This window comes from Rahnella perminowiae, from assembly GCF_019049695.1.
Taxonomy (GTDB): Bacteria; Pseudomonadota; Gammaproteobacteria; order Enterobacterales; family Enterobacteriaceae; genus Rahnella; species Rahnella perminowiae.
In genome coordinates this window covers 11,619-29,131 of the sequence record NZ_JAFMOT010000178.1, presented here as the reverse complement: position 1 = coordinate 29,131, position 17,513 = coordinate 11,619, and the positions used below count along the sequence as shown (strand labels likewise).

The 17,513-nt window shown below is 50.2% G+C and carries 12 protein-coding genes; 8 read left to right on the top strand and 4 right to left on the bottom strand.

The window, feature by feature from the left end; all coding sequences use genetic code 11:
- Entirely contained in the window at positions 1 to 498 is a 498-nt protein-coding gene (locus J1781_RS13890; RefSeq protein WP_129953300.1) for an outer membrane lipoprotein YfiB, read from the top strand.
- 133 nt (positions 499 to 631) lie between these two features.
- Positions 632 to 4,243 carry an AAA domain-containing protein gene (locus J1781_RS13885; RefSeq protein WP_217233771.1) on the top strand — a complete coding sequence of 1,204 codons (3,612 nt, stop codon included), beginning with the start codon at positions 632 to 634 and terminating at the stop codon, positions 4,241 to 4,243.
- 5 nt (positions 4,244 to 4,248) lie between these two features.
- On the opposite strand, the gene J1781_RS13880 is transcribed toward J1781_RS13885, so the two are convergent.
- Complete coding sequence (locus J1781_RS13880) at positions 4,249 to 5,121, bottom strand: LysR family transcriptional regulator (RefSeq protein ID WP_129953302.1); 873 nt, start codon at positions 5,119 to 5,121, stop codon at positions 4,249 to 4,251.
- Between the two features lie 102 nt (positions 5,122 to 5,223).
- On the opposite strand from J1781_RS13880, the gene budA reads away from it, so the two are divergent.
- Together budA and alsS are read left to right on the top strand one after the other, a co-directional pair.
- Complete coding sequence (gene budA / locus J1781_RS13875; protein ID WP_217219230.1) at positions 5,224 to 6,006, top strand: acetolactate decarboxylase; 783 nt, start codon at positions 5,224 to 5,226, stop codon at positions 6,004 to 6,006.
- 27 nt (positions 6,007 to 6,033) lie between these two features.
- Positions 6,034 to 7,710: an acetolactate synthase AlsS gene (alsS, locus tag J1781_RS13870; RefSeq protein ID WP_129953304.1), complete on the top strand. Its 1,677-nt coding sequence runs from the start codon at positions 6,034 to 6,036 to the stop codon at positions 7,708 to 7,710.
- Positions 7,711 to 7,774: 64 nt separating this feature from the next.
- On the opposite strand, the gene J1781_RS13865 is transcribed toward alsS, so the two are convergent.
- Positions 7,775 to 8,527, bottom strand: coding sequence for an HNH endonuclease (locus tag J1781_RS13865; protein ID WP_217233770.1), 753 nt, complete (start codon positions 8,525 to 8,527; stop codon positions 7,775 to 7,777).
- 446 nt (positions 8,528 to 8,973) lie between these two features.
- Here J1781_RS13865 and J1781_RS13860 point away from each other — a divergent pair, with 446 nt between their 5' ends.
- Positions 8,974 to 9,195, top strand: coding sequence for a hypothetical protein (locus J1781_RS13860; protein ID WP_129991277.1), 222 nt, complete (start codon positions 8,974 to 8,976; stop codon positions 9,193 to 9,195).
- Between the two features lie 66 nt (positions 9,196 to 9,261).
- On the opposite strand, the gene J1781_RS13855 is transcribed toward J1781_RS13860, so the two are convergent.
- On the bottom strand, positions 9,262 to 10,398 hold the full coding sequence (locus J1781_RS13855; protein ID WP_129953308.1) for a porin: 1,137 nt from the start codon (positions 10,396 to 10,398) through the stop codon (positions 9,262 to 9,264).
- Positions 10,399 to 11,028: 630 nt separating this feature from the next.
- On the opposite strand from J1781_RS13855, the gene J1781_RS13850 reads away from it, so the two are divergent.
- Positions 11,029 to 11,364, top strand: coding sequence for a hypothetical protein (locus J1781_RS13850; RefSeq protein WP_217218721.1), 336 nt, complete (start codon positions 11,029 to 11,031; stop codon positions 11,362 to 11,364).
- On the opposite strand, the gene J1781_RS13845 is transcribed toward J1781_RS13850, so the two are convergent.
- A complete protein-coding gene (locus J1781_RS13845) occupies positions 11,342 to 12,262 on the bottom strand; it encodes an alpha/beta hydrolase (protein WP_217218722.1) in 921 nt (306 codons plus the stop codon). The two genes, J1781_RS13850 and J1781_RS13845, sit on opposite strands and share 23 nt — an antisense overlap.
- A gap of 615 nt (positions 12,263 to 12,877) precedes the next feature.
- On the opposite strand from J1781_RS13845, the gene J1781_RS13840 reads away from it, so the two are divergent.
- A complete protein-coding gene (locus tag J1781_RS13840) occupies positions 12,878 to 15,388 on the top strand; it encodes a DUF2345 domain-containing protein (RefSeq protein ID WP_217233769.1) in 2,511 nt (836 codons plus the stop codon).
- Positions 15,388 to 17,505: a Tle3 family T6SS lipase effector gene (locus tag J1781_RS13835; protein ID WP_217233768.1), complete on the top strand. Its 2,118-nt coding sequence runs from the start codon at positions 15,388 to 15,390 to the stop codon at positions 17,503 to 17,505. Before J1781_RS13840 ends, J1781_RS13835 begins: the two co-directional genes overlap by 1 nt.
- Positions 17,506 to 17,513 lie beyond the last annotated feature (8 nt).

The following is a 17,513-nucleotide window of genomic DNA, read 5'->3' as shown; positions in this document are numbered from 1 at the left end:
ATGAAGATCTGCAACACTTTCAAGACCTGGTGTCATTTCGCCGCTACGGGGCTGTGCATTTTGCTGCTGGTCGCCTGTCAGAGCAAACCGGCGGGATTAACGCCAGAACAAATCGCCGTACTGCAAAAAAATGGTTTCTCACAGACGGCAGATGGCTGGGAACTGGGGCTGGATGCCAAAGTGCTGTTTGGCAATAATCAGGCGACGCTTTCGCCAGAAAGTAAGCAGTCGGTAGAAAAACTGGCCGGTGAACTGCTGCATGTCGGCCTGAATAAAGTCAATCTCGACGGCCATACCGACAACTACGGTGACGCCGGTTACAATAACGATCTGTCACTGCATCGCGCCAACACGGTAGCCGCCGCCTTTGCCGATGCGGGAATGCCGCGTACCAATATCCATACCCGCGGATTAGGTCAGAGCCAGCCCGTTGCCAGCAATAAAACCCAGGCCGGACGCGCCCAGAACCGTCGCGTGTCTGTGATTATTGTGGTGTAAATAACACTGAATTGAGTAACAGACTGGTACGCCTCAACGCTGAGGCGTATTATTCCTTCATCCCCCTCTCACTATCCTATTGATTCTGGTGCAATAGCCCATCATTAGCTCATTTTCAGGACAGTTTTCAGCAATGGAAGATACATCATTAAAAGTATTGAAGGCCTGGCAGGAATATATCAAATACAGCGGCATGGAAAAAAGTAAAATCCCGGCTGACAACCTTCACGAATACCAGCAAGTATACCTTACTGACCGGAACGTTCGTGATGATGATGACGGAATACGCATTACACTTTCGTCTAATACCCTTGAGCTTCTGAAACAAAAATACATTAAGTATGATAATAAAGGGAAAGTAGAGAGTACAACACCGGTACATTTCCTCTTCCCGATCATCCGCTACAGTGAATTCAGCAATAACAAACAAACCACGAAATACCTCCCTTTATTTTCCTTTCAGCTGAATCCTGAATTATTCATACAGGAAGGCCAGCAAACTGTTTTAATCCCGGTTAAGGATGGCACCCGTGTTTCTCCGCTGTTGTCCGCATTCAAAGAATTACTGGGATTTGATATCAGCGAACTGGGCGAAAATCGCCATATGATGAGCCTGATCAGTGCCCTGAATGAACAAAAATATAATTCATTCCTGGAGGCATTTGCGGGTCTGAAGATGTGGATTGAAGAGAAACTGGTTGGGACTAAATGGCGAAATGCCAGACTGGAAACGGGATTCAATGCCCTGATCTGCGAATTGCATAATGAAGACTTTAATACACAGCGCGACGGTAAAGATTTCACCTGTTTAACGTCCCGTAATGACCTGTCCGCCTTTCCTTTGCTGCAAAAATATTTATGTCAGCAGGATGAGCCACTCAATAATGAAGAAATAAATAAAGTAGTCACGTTGGGATTATTTGAAAAAAAATACCCTTTGGGGCGCGGGCAAATGCAGGCATTACAATCGGTTCAAAAAAACCTGCCCCTCGTGGCGGTTCAGGGCGCGCCGGGAACCGGTAAAACCACGTTATTCAAATCATTAATTGCGCAAAAAGTGGTTGAGCGCGCCCTGGCTATTATTGACGGCAATGATCGTAATCTGGGCATGCTCATCACCTCGACGGCCATTAAAGCGGTAGAAAATGTCATTGATGATTTACGCGATGATGATGTTGTAAAAGGTCTCGACTGGTTGTATTTCCAGGCCGGTTCAAAAGAAAAAGTCCAGTCTGAAGTCATGCGCATCGATAAGTTGTTAAAAACTTATGAGCAGCAATCTGCCGATGCCCGTGCGCGCGGATCCGCTGAACAGCGTCTGTGCCAGAACCGGGAAATGATTAACCATTGTTATACGCACTATCACACCAGGAAAAATGCGCTTCAGCAGGCCATCTCTGCGTGCGGCGACCCGACGACCCGGTTGCATGATCTCGACGCGATCCTGAAAAGTGAGCAGGACGCTTTTGTCCTGCAGGCGGAGTCTGTCGGGATCCCGGTCACTTCATTTAACGCTGTCCATCTCACCGCGGTTGCCCGTTTTCTTCATGATGAACAAAAGAATCATGCGCAGAAACTGGAAGCCTGGGAACAGGCCAATATCCGCGCCCGGTACTGGCTTTCAGTCTGGCCAGTCAGTTTTGATCTGACGGCACTCACCCGGTTTATGCAGGGAACCCTTCCGGATTTGCTCGAAGATATTTACGGTGATTATCCCCGTTCAGGCATCGCCGCTTTCCTGACGCGCTTTTTCTCCGGAAAACGAAATGCCCGACGCGAAAAAGCCCAGGCCATGAATCTCACGGAGTTCACGGCGTTAGGTCTCAATGATTTATCTCATCAGCAAATGGCCGATTTACTGCATTACAGTCGCGAACTGAGGAATAAAAAAGAGGATTTAGCCCACTTGCAGATATTGCAAGGCCCCGAACCGGAGGCTGACAGGATCCCGAAACTGAAAAGTCTGCATGAGCAACTGGGCCGTTTACAGGCTCTGGAACGTCATATTTTAGAGACCAAAGAGAGGGCGCGCGCCTTCGCACAAGATTATCCGGAAGGAGACTGGCCGGATATCCTGAGGTTGCGTTTTATCCGGCAACATCGCGCCATGTTTGAAGATGCCGTCGCATTCCTGTGGCAGGAGCAGTTAACCCGCAAAACCGAGCTCACAGAAATCCTGACCGTGTGGAGAGACTTATTAACCCGCCCCCGTTCGCCCCATTACTTCACTTACAGAAATGCCCGTCAGGAAGAGTTTTATCGCCTGCTTTCACTGGCTTATCCGGTCATCGCCACGACATTAGCCTCAGCGTATAAACCGGCCGGTTATGAAAACCTCGGGGATTTCGAGAAAGTAAAACCTTACCATCTGACGTTATGTGATGAGGCGGGCATGGTGTCAGTCGAAACACTGGTTCCTCTGCTGAGCCGCAGTGAGCAGGCCATTATTGTGGGTGACCCCGCACAAATCGAGCCAATCAGAACCCTGTCGGAAGGGGTGCAAAATCAGCTACGGGAACAACACTTCGGCGATGACGACCTGCTTTATGATCGCATGTCACCGATGTTAGTCACCGCCTATCACCGTGCAGCGGGAACCTCCTCAGGCTCGGTCAATGACATAGGTAACGGCATCGTGCTTGATGAGCATCGGCGCTGCCAGCCACCGATTGCCGCCTTGTTTACTCAGCTTGCCGGTTATGAGGGCATTTCTGTGGAAACCGCACCGCCTTCTGAAGCGGTTGCCAGTGCCTTTGCGGCGATGGACAGTCACCATTTGATGTTTTACAGCGTGGAGGGCAAAAAGGGTCCCGGTGCAAATACCAATCTGGACGAGGTTGAAGCGATTGATGACCTGCTGACGAAGCTGGAAAGCGCCGGTTATGACCTGACGAAAGATGTCGGCATTATCACCCCTTACGCCAATCAGAAGAACCTGCTGATCCAAAAAATGGGCAACCGCCTGGGGCACTATGATTCCCTGCGAATTGGGTCGGTTCATCAATTCCAGGGAACCGGGTTTGAAGTCATCATTTATAGTCCGGTGATCCACTCGCCGCGAGACAATGACAAGTTCCAGAACAATAAGCCCAACCTGCTCAACGTCGCGGTTTCCCGGGCCAAACAACAATTTATTGTGGTGGGTAATTATGATCGTCTGATTGCGGCGGGCCGGTATCTGAAAACGCTGGCTGAAGTATGTGCTAATGATTTCATTCTTGAACTGGGAAGCCAGCACCCTAAGTTTAGCGAACTGAGCCAGAGCCCGGCGGTGGAAACCTATTACCGGGATTGTGAGCATATTGATGCTTTCCATGCCGCCACTCAACAATGTCAGCAGGAGTTGATTGTTGTGTCGCCCTGGCTTCGTTTTAACCGCGAAGGTGAAAATCCTCAGCTCAGTTTGTTAACTGCGGCGCGTCAGCGGGGAATCGATGTCAAAGTCTATTATGGTTACGATCATGCAAAATATGGTTTTGAGCGGGACGGTGATCCTCTGCTGATTGAGCAATATATTCAGTCCCTTGGCAGAGAAAACGTGATCCGGATAAACGAAGGCACTCACGAAAAACTGCTGCTGGTGGATAACCACTATGCGCTGGTGGGAAGCTGGAACTGGTTATCACACGGCTATCACCAGATTTGTCGCCTTCAGGGAAATCTCAGCCAAAACATTCGCAGAGAGGTCAGCGTTAAATTACGCGATCCGGCTTTTGTTCTGGCTCAGAAAGATTCTCTGCTTTGACCTTTTTACAATAACCCCACCATATGCAGCGCCGCCTTGCAGTTATCCGTTCTGCGCCAGGCGAGCGCGATTTGCGTCGTTAATGTCTGCCCTGCCAGGGGCAGACAGCGCACATTGGTTTCATCAATTTTACTCAGTGACGCCGGCACCAGCGCGTAACCAAAACCTGTCGCCACCATACTCAGCGCTGAGGTAATTTGCGGACATTGCTGCCCGTAGCGCGGCGAAAATCCCGCCTCTTTGCACGCCTGAGTCACGGCATCATAAAGCCCAGGCGATAAATCGCGGGGAAAGGTGATCAGCATATCGTGGCGCAGCGCCGCCAGCCGGACTTCTTTCCCCTGACTGAGCGGATGCTTCTTCGGTAGCGCCACCACCATTTCCTCGATATCCAGCACCTTAAAACTAAACTCCTTGCTGCGTTCACAAGGCAGACGAATAAACGCTGCATCCAGTGCGCCCTCGCCCATCGCGGTCATCAGCCCGGCCATATCTTTTTCCTGAGGCTCCAGCACCATGCCCGGATATTTGTCGCGAAAACGGTGCAGTAGTTCAAATACCTGCGGGTTGAAAGCCGTTGAAGTGGCAAAGCCGATGCGCAGCGTACCATTCAAGCCACGCGCCACTGCACGGGTACGTTCAAAGGCAGCATCGGTCAGCTTGATAATGGTTTGTGCATCGTCGTACAGCACTTTTCCGGCTTCGGTCAGTTCGACGCCACGGGTAAGACGTTTGAGTAAAGGGGTTCCGATTTCATGTTCGAGCCGCTGAATTTGCTGGCTCAGAGGAGGCTGGGATATTCCCAGGAGTTCGGCAGCACGGGTGAAGTGGCCCGTCTCTGCTACCGCGACAAAATAGCGCAGATGACGAAGTTCCATATCAAAAACGTCTCAAAGTAAACACCTCCTCATATTGGAACTCAGAACGGAATGGCGTCAACCTTTAGTTAGCAAAGTTAACTATTCGAACGGAGTTCCTGCATGAAAAGCCATTCTGAGTCCTGTTCCTGCGTCGCCGATATTGCCCGCACGGCGACGGCGTTTAAACAGCAGCATCCTGACCGCGTGCTCTATCAGTCATCACTGATGAGCGCCTTGCTGAGCGGCGTCTATGAAGGCGATACCACAATGGCAGAGCTGTTGAAACACGGCGATTTTGGCCTCGGTACCTTTAATCGTCTCGACGGTGAACTGATTGCATTCAACAGCAATATCTTCCAGTTACGTGGCGACGGCAGCGCCCGGCGGGCAAAACCGGAACAAAAAACACCCTTCGCCGTCATGACATTCTTTAATCCTACGAATGAATACGTCATTGATCGCCCGCACAGCCGCGAACAAATTCACGCGGTTATCGACAACGCCGTTGCCAGTCAGAACACCTTTTGCGCATTGCGCATTGATGGCGAGTTCAGCCGCGTCGAGACCCGCACCGTGCCGGAACAACACCGCCCTTATAAACCGATGCTGGAAGCCATCGAAGCGCAGCCAACGTTTCATATCGAAAACAGCCAGGGCGTGCTGATTGGCTTTCTGACACCTGCGTATATGCAAGGCATTAACGTCGCGGGCTATCACGAACATTTCATCAATCAGACACGCAGCAGTGGCGGCCATGTACTGGATTATCAGGTGGAGTGCGGCGTGCTGACCTTCGGCACGGTCGAAAAGCTATTAATCGACTTCCCGCAGGACAGCGATTTCCTGCATGCCAACTTATGTCCTGACGATTTAAATGATGCGATTCAGTCCGTTGAAAGCTAACAGCCCGCAGACAGAAGGAACAAAACCATGAAAAATTCAGACAGCCAAAGCGAATGGAAATGCGGTGCAGATCTGGTCGTCGCACAGCTTGAAGCACAGGGCGTAAAACACATATTCGGTATTCCCGGCGCAAAAATCGACCGGGTATTCGATTCGCTGGTCGATTCCCCTATCAAAACGATTCCGGTACGCCACGAGGCCAATGCCGCCTTTATGGCCGGTGCCGTGGGCCGTCTGACCGGTAAAGCAGGCGTTGCACTGGTCACTTCCGGCCCCGGCTGCTCGAATCTGATCACCGGTGTGGCCACCGCAACCTCCGAAGGCGATCCGCTGGTGGCGCTTGGCGGTGCGGTGAAACGCGCCGATCATGTCAAGCAGGTGCACCAGACCATGGACACCGTCGCGATGTTCCGTCCGGTCACCAAGTATTCCGCCGAAGTCACCTCGTCTTCCGCCCTGGCCGAAGTGCTGGCAAACGGTTTTCGCGCCGCCGAGTTCGGGCGTCCGGGCGCAGCATTTATCAGTCTGCCAATGGATATCGTCAACGAACCGGCCAGCGGGAAACTCCTGACCTCGCAACCGCCGGTGCTCGGCAGCGCACCGCACGACGCAATATTACAGGTCGCGCAATTACTGAAACAGGCCAAAAATCCGGTGCTGCTGCTCGGCCTGATGGCCAGCCAGCCACGCAACGCTGAGGCGATCCGCCGTCTGCTGCATAAAAGCGATCTGCCGGTGACCAGCACCTATCAGGCGGCAGGCGTTATCGATCAGGCTTCGTTCCACCGCTTCGCCGGTCGCGTCGGCTTGTTCAACAATCAGGCCGGTGACCGCCTGCTGCGCAACGCGGATCTGGTCATCACCATCGGTTACAGTCCGGTCGAGTATGAACCGGCGCAATGGAGCAACGGCAACGCTGAACTGGTGCATATCGACGTGATACCCGCCGAAACCGACAGCGACTATCTGCCGGACGTCGAACTGGTGGGCGATATTGCCGACACGCTGGATCTGCTGACAGAACAGATTCAGCAACGCATCAACCTGAGCGCCTCTTCCGTCGCCATTCTCGAAGATCGCCGCCAGCAACGTGCACTGCTGGATCAAAAAGGCCGCAGCCTGAATCAGTTTGCGATCCATCCGCTGCGTCTGGTACGCGCGATGCAGGATATCGTCAACAGCGACGTCACGCTGTGCGTCGACATGGGGAGTTTCCATATCTGGATCGCCCGTTATCTTTACAGCTTCCGCGCGCGTCAGGTGCTGATTTCCAACGGCCAGCAAACCATGGGCGTCGCGCTGCCGTGGGCGATTGGCGCCGCGCTGGTCGACCCTGGTCGCAAAGTGGTGTCTGTTTCCGGCGACGGCGGCTTTATGCAGTCAAGCATGGAACTGGAAACCGCCGTCCGCCTCGGCGTCAATCTGCTGCACATCATCTGGGTTGATGAGGCCTATAACATGGTGGCAATCCAGGAACAGAAAAAATACCAGCGCACCTCCGGTATCCAATTCGGCCCGATTGATTTCAAAGCCTACGCCGACGCCTTCGGCGCCAAAGGTTTTGCCGTCACCTCCGCCGAAACCCTGGAAAGCACCCTGCGCGCCGCCATGGACGTACAAGGCCCCGCCGTCGTCGCCGTCCCGGTGGATTACAGTGATAACGCGTTATTGATGGGACAACTGGAGATGGGAAGGATTTTTTGAGGGGGGTGGATTGCTTGGGCAATAATGTTACTGAGGCGCAAGGATGCGCCTCTTTATATTTGCACTATTGATTTTTAAGATGTGTTTTGAGTTCTTCAATCGACAAGGCAGGTTCTCGTCTATGCAGCATGGCGTGGCAGTTGGGGCACACTGGCCGTAAATCTTCCATGGGGTCGACCTCATAAGCTTTACCAATTTCACCCAATGGTTTGAGATGATGCACATGGATGAAACTTTTACCTAAAGCGCCGTAAACTTTCTCAAACTCAAATCCGCAAACTACACATGTATATCCGTAATGATCGATACATTTCTGACGTGCTTTAGGGTCACGCTCATAGGCGTTGACCATGATAGTTTTGACCGAACCTTCTATAAACTTCTCTGGCTCAGAGACCTCTTCTGGGAGAGATGCAGGAACTTGTACATTTGAAAATGACCACAAGACTTCAACCGGTTGCGTCTCTTTAATGATCTTCGGTGTTCCTAACCCTGCAAAAGTAAAAGGTTCTCTGTCATGTGAGCGGTAGAACACAAAAACCTCACTGCTGGTCGCCAGTAAATTAATAATGGATTTTTGACCAACATGAGATTTTGATTTTCCATGCCACAATAAATCTTCATCGATAAAATGATTGCCATGATCATCACCCGTTCGCCCCGCGCCACCGACAGTACAAAAAATAAAATACCGTCCTTCATATACGCGATATCCGGTGAGCCATTCACCTTTTTGCTTTTCTAAAGGCACTTCACAAATCCGGTACACATCAGCCCTTGTGTATTTCTCTCCTACTACGAAATCGTAACTCGGCATGTTCAATCCTTAGCGTCGGCTCGCTAGTAATAAAATATTTCCCATAGGTTCTAGGAATTATTTTATCGATTGATCACCCACATGAATATTAGAAAGATGAATTATATGGTTTCATCGCATTTCATCCCTTTTCCAAGACTTCTCGCAAAAACGAAAACTGCTTAAAAATTCCACTTACTGTACAAATTCCCACGTATTAGACTCTCTTCGCTGCGGCAAAATCCGTAGTCAGAATTAGCGTTCTGTCATTTTCTGGTACCGACAACCCTATGAAAAAATGGGGAATGTGGTACGGTCTGTCCTCACCTAAATTATGGTGGCTCAGACAGTGGCTTCTCACGAAGCACCGGATCCAGAAAACCGGTAACGCTAACGCTGTTTGAGCTACCACCACGAGGTTAGCGTCTCCAGTGGTAGTAAATTCACTATTTTCTGGAGCACTCAAAATGCCTAACCTTTACGACAATACCCCGCTGGAACTGGAAGAGATCGTCGATCATTGCCGTGCGTTGTCTTATGCCATTGTGTCGCTGGATAATCCGCAGGCGAAAGATCTGCTGAGCTATATTCTTTGTGAACGGCTGGAAGTGCTGTATCAGACGCTGGAAATGCCATTTAGCGAGGATGATATAGTGGTGACAGACGTCGCGGAAGCACTGCCGCACTAAGCCGATCTGCAGACGTAAAAAAGCCAGCGCATATGCGCTGGCCTGATGATCCACGAGGCGTGCGGATTAGAAATCGTAGAAAACGGTCACCCAGGTCTGATCCGGTTCGTTGTCGGTAGAGTGCGCCAGTGTGCGTTCCACATAGACAGACAAGCCGTAACCGATAGTGGTACCCGCGCCCAGATAAACGTGGTTCGCGTGATATTCTTCGCCGCCTTTCAGTTGCAGAGAATCCGCTGCAACGTATGGCTGGATAGATTTCAGGAACGGTTTGTCGATATTAAAGGTATAACCGACAAAGCCTTCCACGCCGTAACCGCTGCCTGCAAAGTAATGATCGACAGGATTTTCACGGGTGCTTGGCACGAAATCTTTGTAATAGCTGCCGGTCCCGACGATATACCAGTTATTAGGCTGCCAGGTTAATGCCGTACCAGACAGCTGCTGATGATAATCTTTTTCGTTATATTGATTATCTTTGACCGTCGCATCAGTCAGGCTGTAAGCCGCACTCCAGACTAAATCTTTGGTGAGTTTATAATCGAAACCTAAACCGCCACCATTATTACGGCGATAATGCTGATTCTCGCCCGCCTGAATTTCATCTTCCGGCAATAAGTAGTTGGCATATAACGTCACAGGACCAAAGTCGTTGGTATATTTCAGGCTGCTTTTTGGCTTATTCGCACCATCGTAGCTACCGTTAATCCCAATACCCGTGCCGCCTGCATGACCATCGTTATCCCAGACATCACTTTTAATCCCGACGACGGAATAATAAATGCCGTACTGGTGGCCGTAGGTTAATGTCCCGTAACGGTCATCTTTAAAACCCGCATATAACTGACGCTGAGTGTCACGGCGTGAGCCTTCGGCATAGTGATCATCCATACCCAGCAGGTGCGCCATGTCCACGCCCAGCTCATAGTAAGCAATGACAGAGGTATCCTGCGTCAGTTTATAATCGCCGCGGAAGCGGAAGCGGGTACCGCCATCGTGACCATTTTTATAATAACCCGGCTCCGGGCCGTTATTGAAAATCCACTCAGGACGAATACTCCCGCCAACCTGCAAACTCAGCGGTGCCAGCAAAGCATTACTTTGAGGATTTTTATCTAAAACAGTAATCTCGGCTTGCGCGCTGGCAGATAATGCCGACAGCACGACGCCGCCAATTAGCATTGACGTTTTTAATTTGCTCATTATTACCCTGTCTTTATTATTTATGTGATGTGTGTGCGGTCTTGCGCCGCGTATAAATAATTAACATAGGTATGACGGGGGTCAAAGTGAAAATTCAGAAAGTTCCCTATAAGATAAAAATATGTTTAGCACAGATACTAAGCAATAAAATGTTTAAATGTAAATAAAAGAAACAATATCTGTATTATGGGTTAAATAATTATCAATATGATTGAAAATGCATCACCTGTAAATTATCAAAACTTTTGAATGGAAATATTTAATAACAATTATACCGGCAAATTAGCATTAATCAGTAAATTACGCCAGTGTGATAATAACATCCCGTGACAACCACCCGTTTTCATTATCTTTAATTTGCGTTATTTTCAGTTCCATCAGGATAATATTCGGAAGAGGCTGTTATTAATTAACCAATTTCAATTTTTATCTCATAAAAATCACACTGGTGGTTAATATTCCTGATTCACTGAGAGGATTTTGCGAGGCATCTTCCAGATTTGACAACAAACTACTGTAATTATAACCAGTCTATTTCTTTGGTGCACCAACAGGCATACAGTTCTCTGGCAGCGGCAATCACCTCGCCAGTACCGGAGGCCTCGACTCACTGACAATGGAATGACTTGTATGACTGATTCTGATAACCACACCGCGTTTACGACTAACTCTATCTCCGTTTTTCGCTCGCTTATCGCCGGGCTGGATTTCAGTCACTTTGATGATGCACAGTTATATGATCTTAATGCGCTGGCGTCAGAATCTGCCAGCGGGTTATGTCAGGGGCTGTTGTGCTTAAGCGAAGGACTTGAGAACAGCGAGATATTGCTCCCGGAGGGGATTGCACAGGTCAGCGATTATCTGAAAGCTTCCGCTCACCTGATCCCTGTTCTTTTTGAATTATGCGAACAGGCCAACAGCGAGCTCGCAAAAAACAAAAAGTTTACGGTGTATCCGATGAACTGACACGTACAGCAATATCCCGCATCACATTGCGCGCACTCTGGCTGATTCCGCCAAGCTGGAAGAAACCGTGTATGACTCCCAGATAGCGCTGGGCCGTGCAGTTCACGCCCTGCTCTGTCATGCGGGAGAACAGCGCCTCGCCTTCATCGCATAACGGATCGTATTCCGCCGTAATGATATGAACCGGCGGCAGCCCTGAAAAATCATCACGCCATAACGGACTGACTTCAGGGTGCATGAAATCAATTTGCGGGAAATAAGCTTCGAATCCACTGAGCAACGTATCGCTGGTCAGCACAAAATCATCGCCATTGCGCTTATGGCTTTCAGAGGACGCTGTTGCATCCAGCATTGGGTAAATCAGCACCAGCAGGTGCGGCAGCCAGTGTCCGGTATTTCGCAGGCGCAGAGCCGTGATAAGGGCAAGATGTCCGCCTGCGCTGTCCCCCATCAGTGTTATCCGGCCGCGCTCTATGCCAAGCCTTTCAGCATGCTGCCAGATGAGGTTTGACGCCTGTTCTGCATCGTCATGTGCGGCGGGATAGGTGTGTTCAGGTGCTAAACGATATTGCACCGCAATCACCCGGCAACCGCTGTAAAAAGCAAGCTGACGTAGCTGATTATCATGAGTCGCAAAACCGCCACTGACAAAACAGCCGCCGTGATAATAGATAACGGCAGGTAATGCGCCATGCGCTTCCAGCGGAGAGTAGACGCGTAACAACATACCGTCGATGACCACATCATCAACATTTACGCGTTGCTCAAGATCGCCCGCTAACACCGTGCTGGCAATATAGCCGGCACGGCGCTCAGCGAACGTCTGACTGCGGGAAGAGGGACGGCCTGCAGTAATGAAGTCGTTAACAAGTTCAGCAATTGTGGGTTCCAGTGCCATGAGGATTTTTTCCTTATTTGCGTATTTAGGTGTCGCCAGGATGATGACAGGCTACGATAATTAACTACATCAAGTCGATCGGTATTAACGATTTGTTCTTAGTTACTGATCTATGCAATCGATTATCTTTCCTCCTTACACTCTGGTTATCCTTGCCTTTCTATAAGGCAGGATTGAAAAGCACATTTACATCTCATATTGCGTTGTACTGTTTATTTGAAACAGTTAATGACTTTAGTGATATTAAGATAGCGGGGGAATTGGATTTAGTGACATTAATGCCTTCTCATTAATCATTATTCAGCATCTCATCACCTGGCGCTTTCGCAAAAAACGTCCGTAAGTTTTCGGAAAACATCCTGATTAATTGGCAACTTTCTTTATTTAATAACTGAGATGTATTTTTCCGTGACATAGTTTGTTTTAGTGATCTACTGATTTATGCTAGCTTTCATTTCCGGAGCGGAACTCGCCGACATACTGTTGGACTGCTATTTTTCCAGCGAAAGTCAGTATATTAATATATTCACACCATCAATATATTATTAATTAGCCCAGTCAGCACATATCGGTTTTGGGGTATTCACGCCCATGAGCGTTAAAAGGACTTAAACGATGAGTATCCAAGATTACATTCTTGCTGGCAGTAAATTACCGGTCCACAACCATTACCAGTTAAGACTTAAACGGCTGGAATCCCGGCAGCCCGGCGTTGATATTTCGGTGCTCAGGTTCAGCGGCAGCGAGGCCATCAGCGATATCCTGCGCTATGAAATTGCGTTCACCAGTGCGGTGAAAGACATTCCCGCTCAGCACATCATCAACTATTCCGCCCTGCTCCTGATGTACCCCGACGGTAAGCCGTGGGAGCCGGTTAAACCACGCATTATCCCCGGCGTCATTACCCAGTTCCGCCAGTGCGGCACCTCCGCCGATGAGACCCGCTACGTCGCCACGCTGGAACACCGCGTCACCCGGTTAAATCAGGGCAGCAATAACGCGATTTACCAGAACGACAGCGTCATCAGCATGACCGAAAACACCTTCCTGCGTTACTACATGGACCGGCTGGATTTCCGGTTTGCGCTTAATGAACAGTACCCGCTGAAAAAATTCATGATGCAGTTCGGCGAAAGCGAATACGCGCACATCGCGCGCCGCCTGGCCGACAGCGGCATCTCGTACTTCTTTGAATACGATGAAGAGAACAACTGCGACGTCATGGTGCTGGCCGACCATTCTTACGCCTGGCCGGAACCGGTCGCCATCCCGTTCCGTAATCCGGCGGGCCTGTTCGACGGCGGCCAGGAGTCGGTCTGGGAGATGTCGGTCAGCCGCAAGGCCATCCCGAAATCGGTGACGGTTAACGACGATTACTATCCGGCCGCGCAAAGCGATATGACCGCCACGACGACCACCAATCCGGATTACACGGCGCTGGTTGCCGAAGATTACCGCTGGGGTGAGTCCTATCCTGAGCCGGGCAAGGAATACAGCAACGAGCCCGGTCAGGGGATGTGGTACGCCAGACGCCGTCAGGAGCGTTATCTGAGCGAACAAATCACCTTCGGGGGCAAGTCCAACTGCATGACGCTGCGTCCGGGGATGGTCATCACCACGCCCGGTAAAGACTGGCCGGAAGCGCCGGACGGCCTGCTGATAGTTTCCACGAACTCTACCAACGTCGCCCGCGACACGGCGTATTTTGTCACCTTCACCGCCGTGCCACGCAATACCCGGCATCCGTATCGCCCCGCTCTGCTGCCGTGGCCGACCGTCACCGGCACGCTGCCTGCCCGTATCTCCAGCGCACATCCGGATGAACCTTATGCCCATATCAACGCCGACGGTTTGTACCGCGCCCGGTTTGGTTTCGACCGCACCGAATGGCAGAAAGGCTTTGAGAGCTGCTGGCTGCGTCTGGCAAAACCCTATTCCGGGGATACCTGCGGCTTCCATATGCCGCTGCTGGACTCCACCGGCGTGGCGATTGCCTTCGAGAACGGCGACGTTGACCGGCCGTACATTGCTTATGCGCTGCACGATTCACGGCATCCGGACCCTGTGGCGTTACCGAACTACAAGCGGAACGTTATCCGCACGCCTTCTGGAAATAAGTTAAGACTTGATGATTCACGAGGCAAAGAACATATAAAAATCAGTACAGTACACTCTGGTAAGAGCCAGCTCAGTCTGGGACACCTGGTGGACAGTGCCAGAAAACAACGCGGTGAAGGCGCAGAATTGCGTACCGATGCCTATGTTGCCGTTCGTGGCGGCAAGGGCATTCTGCTTTCTACCGAGCCGAAGAACAGTGCTCAGGGGCAGCAGCTGGATATGGATACCGCCATTGCCCAGCTTGAAAAAGCCCTGGCTCTGGCCAAAACCCTGAAGAGTAGCGCCGATATCGCTCAGGCGTCTCCGGCAGAAACCACCGATCAGGAGTTGCTCAAGACAGACCTCACCAAACTCGCTCAGCCCGGTGTCGTCGTTTACGGCGATGCCGGAATTGCGCACACCACGCCGAAAACGATCCAACAAACTGCCGGTAAGAATCTGGTAGCCACTGCTGGCCAGGATGCCAGTTTCAGCGTATTCCGTCGTTTCTCGGTCGCCGCCGGTGAACTGTTCTCCGTATTTGCGAACAAGTTAGGCATCAAGCTCATTGCCGCGGCAGGAAAGGTGCAGCTTCAGGCGCAAAAAGACCAGATGGAACTGACCTCTTTTGAAGACATGCAGATCACCAGTACTAACGGCCGCATTGTGCTGAACGCAAAAAAAGAGCTGTTGCTGATGTGTGGCGGGGCGGGGATCCGCATTAAAGACGGGGTGATCGAAGAACTGGCACCGACCCGCATAACCCAAAAATCGCCGGTACTGGAGTATCAGGGTGGGGACAGCGTGAAGCAGGCGATGCCAACCTTTAATCAGGGGGACTTTGGTGTGAAGTACAAACTACATATCAATGGTGACCCATCGCATGTTCTCAAGAACCAAAAGTTCCGGGTTCATCGCCAGGATGGCTCTGTCTCTGAGGGTATAACCGATGCAAACGGTGAGTCCTCTCTGTTGCAAATGAGCGAACTGGAAAATGTCGCCATTGAGTTGATCAAGGGAGTGAGATAATGGCTGATTCATGCTCTAACATTCGTAATCCAAAGCTTCTTTCAGAAGGTGATATTTGTCGTCCTGTCACATCCGGGAAGGCACTGATACAGGAGTGCGGTGTACAGCCTCCGCTGCCCTGCATTGTTATTTTGGTTCACGGGGTCAATGACGTAGGCGAAGCCTACGAAAATCAGGACGTCGGTGTTTGTGCCGGACTTAACACGCGCCTTGGCCGCACTGATATGCATCATCATGAGTGGAAACAGCATGATTTTATGATTTCCGACGCAGACGGAAACATCACAACAGAAACCTGTGCAGTGCAGGATCAGACATGTGTTGGTGTCGTTAACCGTTCACCGGTGATCCCTTTTTACTGGGGATATAAGCCGGTCGATCATGATGCATTTGTGCAAGACCAGAAACGCTATAAATCCGAGCTGCTAAAAAAGGGTAATGACGCAGACTTACCCTACGATACCTACCGTGAAAACGACACGAAAAAGTTGAATGCGCATAACAATGCCAAAATCGACAATCTGAATAACTGGCTGGATCCTTTATCCGCTAAAGGTGGCGGTACGTTTGCGAACGCCACCACCAATATCCCGGATATGTTTGGTCCGGGAGCCGCAGGGCCGATACTGGCCATGATTGGGAAACTGATGTCGCGTACTGAAACGTTCAATTTGAACAATAAGGACTGGAGCCATCCAATCTATCAGAACCCGCACCGCATTTATCAGGCCTATGCAGCACGACGGCTGGCGGATTTGATATTGGATATTCGCCGAAATCAGGATACACAATCCGACACCATCAATATCGTCGCTCACAGTCAGGGGACGATTATCACCATGTTGGCCAATATGTGGGTTGAAGCTGAAGGATATCCTACCGCTGACTGTGTAATCCTTAATCACTCCCCTTATGCACTGGAAAATCGCTGGCTGGAAAACTTTATGCCAGGTAACCAGCAAACCAGTGATGCGCGACAAAAGACCTTTGCTCATTTCTGCAAATTGATGGCGAAGAATCCAAACGCACCGCAGAGCACCCTTTCACATGACAGTGCCTATATTCAAAAAATAATGGATACAGGCTGCCTGGCTAAAAAGGCAAAAGAAACTATCTGGGAAAGTGCCCTTTATAACCGCAATAACTTCGGTCGTGTTTATAACTATTTTTGCCCTAATGACCAGGTGGTATCCATGTCACCGATTCAGGGGTTTGGCTGGAGAGGTATTCCGGACAAAATTAAGGCACAGCTGGGCGATAATCTCTATCAACGTGTCTTCTGCAAAGATGTTTGGGTCGGTGACAAAACGGGGTTCCATTACACAATGCCATCACGTCAGGCTGATGATTCTAAAGATACTGGCTATTCCTTTACCGACGTCACTATCAACGCGCCGGTACTACCTGAGCCGTTTCAGTTTGCACTAATGGCGCAGGGTAAAGATAACTATAAAGCCAAAATGGCCGGTAACGACCCTGAGATAGCCAAAGCAGCAATGAAAGCGGAGAAGTTTATCCCGGAAACGGTTGATGTACCCAATAGCCCGCTCTTTTATGGGATGAGGTCAAACGGGAGCGTTCTAAGTCCGGAACAGCTGGAGGAGCTGAATGCCACGTATGCCCCTAAAAAGTTTGTTTCAGGACTAGTGTCTGGACACAGAGACTCATTTCAGCAGCTTATTCTCCAGCGGGAAATGACAAATGATGAGTTAACTGCTGCGGTGCAAATGGATGTTTCCTACAGCCAGCATTCATCGATTGTCGCCAGTGATAAAGCCCCGTCCCATGCAATGGTCTACGACTTAGCGATCGGACAATGTGAGGCATTTGAAAACCAGGAGTTTTGGGAGAGGTTGCTTTTACGTGCTGATTGGCGAAGAGCAGAAAATCCTATTTCTGATGAAAAAAATTATTACCAAAAAGGCCTTCTTCCTTATGAACATATTAAGCAATTCATGAATAAACCAGAGCGAGAAAAAGGTATGCCGCTTGGGGAAGAATTCGGAGTGACTAACGACTATGGTTCCCGCCAGATGGTTAAGCCTGGCAATCATCGTGATATGGAAAATACAACGGTTCAGCTTTTGCAGTGGGATATGCCCAAACCTCAGGTCTGACAGGGAAG

Coding starts and splice junctions, on each gene's coding strand:
- budA (WP_217219230.1), top strand. CDS start 5,224: ATGAAAAGCCATTCTGAGTCCTGTTCCTGCGTCGCCGATATTGCCCGC.
- J1781_RS13840 (WP_217233769.1), top strand. CDS start 12,878: ATGAGTATCCAAGATTACATTCTTGCTGGCAGTAAATTACCGGTCCAC.
- J1781_RS13835 (WP_217233768.1), top strand. CDS start 15,388: ATGGCTGATTCATGCTCTAACATTCGTAATCCAAAGCTTCTTTCAGAA.
- J1781_RS13885 (WP_217233771.1), top strand. CDS start 632: ATGGAAGATACATCATTAAAAGTATTGAAGGCCTGGCAGGAATATATC.
- J1781_RS13860 (WP_129991277.1), top strand. CDS start 8,974: ATGCCTAACCTTTACGACAATACCCCGCTGGAACTGGAAGAGATCGTC.
- J1781_RS13880 (WP_129953302.1), bottom strand. CDS start 5,121: ATGGAACTTCGTCATCTGCGCTATTTTGTCGCGGTAGCAGAGACGGGC.
- J1781_RS13855 (WP_129953308.1), bottom strand. CDS start 10,398: ATGAGCAAATTAAAAACGTCAATGCTAATTGGCGGCGTCGTGCTGTCG.
- J1781_RS13850 (WP_217218721.1), top strand. CDS start 11,029: ATGACTGATTCTGATAACCACACCGCGTTTACGACTAACTCTATCTCC.
- alsS (WP_129953304.1), top strand. CDS start 6,034: ATGAAAAATTCAGACAGCCAAAGCGAATGGAAATGCGGTGCAGATCTG.
- J1781_RS13845 (WP_217218722.1), bottom strand. CDS start 12,262: ATGGCACTGGAACCCACAATTGCTGAACTTGTTAACGACTTCATTACT.
- J1781_RS13890 (WP_129953300.1), top strand. CDS start 1: ATGAAGATCTGCAACACTTTCAAGACCTGGTGTCATTTCGCCGCTACG.
- J1781_RS13865 (WP_217233770.1), bottom strand. CDS start 8,527: ATGCCGAGTTACGATTTCGTAGTAGGAGAGAAATACACAAGGGCTGAT.